Annotated in this window: 3 protein-coding genes; all 3 read right to left on the reverse strand. The window is 72.3% G+C overall.

Going from position 1 to position 2,964, the window contains the following annotated elements:
• Positions 1-108: 108 nt before the first annotated feature.
• The 3 genes from ACE3Q3_RS15625 to znuB all read right to left on the reverse strand — a co-directional run bounded on the left by ACE3Q3_RS15625 (position 109) and on the right by znuB (position 2,904).
• Positions 109-855, reverse strand: coding sequence for an SH3 domain-containing protein (locus ACE3Q3_RS15625; protein WP_374447644.1), 747 nt, complete (start codon positions 853-855; stop codon positions 109-111).
• A 94-nt stretch (positions 856-949) separates the two neighbouring features.
• Complete coding sequence (locus ACE3Q3_RS15630) at positions 950-2,068, reverse strand: GTP-binding protein (protein ID WP_374447647.1); 1,119 nt, start codon at positions 2,066-2,068, stop codon at positions 950-952.
• A 35-nt stretch (positions 2,069-2,103) separates the two neighbouring features.
• On the reverse strand, positions 2,104-2,904 hold the full coding sequence (gene znuB / locus ACE3Q3_RS15635; protein WP_374447649.1) for a zinc ABC transporter permease subunit ZnuB: 801 nt from the start codon (positions 2,902-2,904) through the stop codon (positions 2,104-2,106).
• Positions 2,905-2,964: the final 60 nt, after the last annotated feature.

A 2,964-nucleotide genomic window follows, 5' to 3' on the forward strand; every position in this document is an offset into this window, starting at 1 on the left:
GGGGGGCGGCGGGGGGCCCCCCCGGCCGGGGGGGGGGGGGCCCCCCCACCCCGGGGGGGCCGCCCCCCTGCCCCCCCCCCCCTCGGTCGGGATCCAGGAGCGCTTCGTCTACTCTCCGGGCTGGGCGCCGCGGCTCTGGCGGTTGAAGCGCTGCGCGTCGCGCTCGGTCTGGCCGCCGCTCAGGTCGCGCGGGCTGCCGTCGCGCCGGAACTGCTGCCGCTCGACCCGCCGCGGCGGTTCGGGCCGGTAGTCCGGCCGATAGTCCGGGCGGCGGTCCGGCCGGCGCTCGACCTGCCGCGGCCGATCGTACTCGCGCCGGCGCTCCTGCTCGAAGCGCCGCCGGTCGTCGCGATAGTCCGGCCGGTACATGGGTGCCCGCGGCGCCTCGTAGACCCGCCGCGGCGGCTCCCGGTAGGACGGCGGCGGCCGATAGTAGGCGCGCGGCGGCGGAGCGGCGTGGTAGCGCCGCTCCCAGCGGTCGCGCTCGCGATAGAACGGGCGCGCGCGATAGTGGTTGTCCCAGTAGCTGCCGAGCGCGAAGGCGATGATCGGCAGCGCGACCTGCGGCCCGATCTCGATCACCGGGCGCCGCACGCTCTGGTACTCGTAGCTGAGGAGGCTGCCGGCGACGAAGCCGCGCGCCTCGCCATAGGCGATGTCGCACCAGCTGTAGCCCTCGACGCAGCCGAACACGGCGACCGGCGCGCCGGCCGGCACCACCAGGACCGGCGGGTACATCGTCCCAGGGCCGGAGCGCAGGTTGACGTTGGTCGTCACCCAGGCCTGCGACTGGGCGGCCGCCGGGGCCGCCGCCGGAAGGGCGGCGATCACGGCCAGCCCCAGCGCTGCCAGCATGCGTCTCATCCTTGGTCTCCTCGTTCCCGGTCCGATCCGTCCATCACAGACAACGGTCGGAACGGCCGGGTTATTCGCGAGAACGCTCCTCGCCTCAGACGCGTTCCCCCGATTCCTCGGCCACCAGGGCGTTGAACAGCTTCTCGACGGTCGCCCGCTCGATGTCGCGGGTGATGAAGACGAGCCGCGACCGGCGGTCCTCGCTCGGCCACTCGTCGAGGATGAGCGGAGGATGGAACACATGCTGGACGCCGTGGATGACCACCGGCTTGTCCGATTCCGCGATGTTCACCAGCCCCTTCACCCGCAGCAGGTTCTCACCGCCGGACGAGGCCAGCAGCTCCATCCAGAGCGTGAAGGTCGACCACGGGATCGGCTTGTCGGCGGTGAAGCAGAAGGCCCGGATACGGTCGTCGTGGCGGTTGACGTCGTGCGGGTCCTGGCCGTGCCCGTGGTCATGGTGATGGTCGTGATCATGGTCGTGGCCGTGGTGGTGATGCGCGTGGCCGGGCCCGCCCTCGTAGGCCTCCTCGCGCAGCCAGCGGGCGACGTCCGGCGTCTTGGTCTCGGGGTTCCACAGGCCGGCGTCGAAGAGCCGCGCCGGGTCGATCTCGCCCATGATCGCGGGCAGCAGCGGGGCGCCCGGATTGATCTGGTGCAGCCGGGCCGCCAGGCGGCGGCGCGCCGCGTCGTCGACGAGGTCGGTCTTGGTCAGCACCAGCCGGTCGGCGACCGCCGCCTGCTTCACCGATTCGACGTGCTGGTCGAGCTCGCTCATGCCGACGGCGGCATCGACCGTGGTCACGACCCCGTCGAGGCGGAAGCGCTCCGACAGCATCGGATCGGTCATCAGCGTGTGCAGGATCGGCGCCGGGTCGGCGAGTCCGGTCGTCTCGATGACGACCCGCTCGAACTCGGGAATCTCGCCGCGCACGCGCTTGACGAAGAGGTCGCGCAGGGTGTCGACCATGTCGCCGCGGACGGTGCAGCACAGGCAGCCGCTGTTCAGCAGCACGATGTCCTCGCTCGACTGGCGGACCAGCGCGTGGTCGATGCCGATCTCGCCGAACTCGTTGATGAGCACGGCCGTGCGGTCCATGCCGGGATGCTGCAGCAGGCGGTTGAGGAGCGTGGTCTTGCCGCTGCCGAGGAAGCCGGTGATGACCGAGACGGGCAGCCGGCTGTTCGAGGTGGGGTTGGTCGCGGTCGACATGACGATCGGGTCCTTGGCGGATGGGTGGGGCTGGCCTAGGCCCGGCGACCGGCCGTGCGCCTGGGCCAGGCGATCATGAGAAGGAAGATAGCAAGTGCGACGACGACCGCCGAGGGGCCGGCGGGGGTATCCCATTCGAGCGACATGGCGAGGCCGCCCGCGACCGCGGCCGAGCCGATCAGCGCGGCCAGGGCCGCCATCGTCTCGGGCGTGCCGGCGAGACGCCGGGCGGCGGCGGCCGGCAGGATCAGCAGCGCCGTCACCAGCAGCACGCCCACCGCCTTCATCGCGACCGCGACGACGAGGGCGAGCAGCGCCGGGAACAGCACGCGGACGACGGCGACGGGCACGCCTTCGACCGCCGCCATGTCCTCGCTGACGGTGATCGCGACCAGCGGCCGCCATGCCCAGGCGAGGGCGGGGAGGGCCACGGCGGCGGCGCCGGCGATCCACCACAGGTCGCCGGCCGTGACCGCCAGCAGGTCGCCGAAGAGATAGGCCATGAGGTCGACCCGCAGGGTCTCGACGAAGGCGATCACCACGAGGCCGATCGCGAGGCCGCTGTGGGCGAGGATGCCGAGCAGCGTGTCGGTCGGCACCAGCCGTCGCCGCTCGACCACGACCAGCAGCAGCGCCAGCGCCAGCGACGTCGCGACGACGCCGATGGCGAGCTCGATGTCGAGCAGATAGCCGAGAGCGACGCCGAGCAGGGCGGCGTGGGCGAGCGTGTCCCCGAAATAGGCCATCCGCCGCCACACCACGAAGCAGCCGAGCGGCCCGGCCATCAGCGCCACGCCGATGCCGGCGAGGAGCGCCCGCCAGAGAAAGTCATCCATGGTCCGGGCGCTCAGTGATGGTGGTGATGGTCATGGTGGTCATGGTCGTGGCCGTGGCCG

It is taken from the genome of Allostella sp., assembly GCF_041913585.1.
Taxonomy (GTDB): Bacteria; Pseudomonadota; Alphaproteobacteria; order ATCC43930; family Allostellaceae; genus Allostella.

Excerpts from the sequence above, each read along its gene's own strand:
- ACE3Q3_RS15625 (WP_374447644.1), bottom strand. The coding sequence starts at position 855 with ATGCTGGCAGCGCTGGGGCTGGCCGTGATCGCCGCCCTTCCGGCGGCG.
- ACE3Q3_RS15630 (WP_374447647.1), bottom strand. The coding sequence starts at position 2,068 with ATGTCGACCGCGACCAACCCCACCTCGAACAGCCGGCTGCCCGTCTCG.
- znuB (WP_374447649.1), bottom strand. The coding sequence starts at position 2,904 with ATGGATGACTTTCTCTGGCGGGCGCTCCTCGCCGGCATCGGCGTGGCG.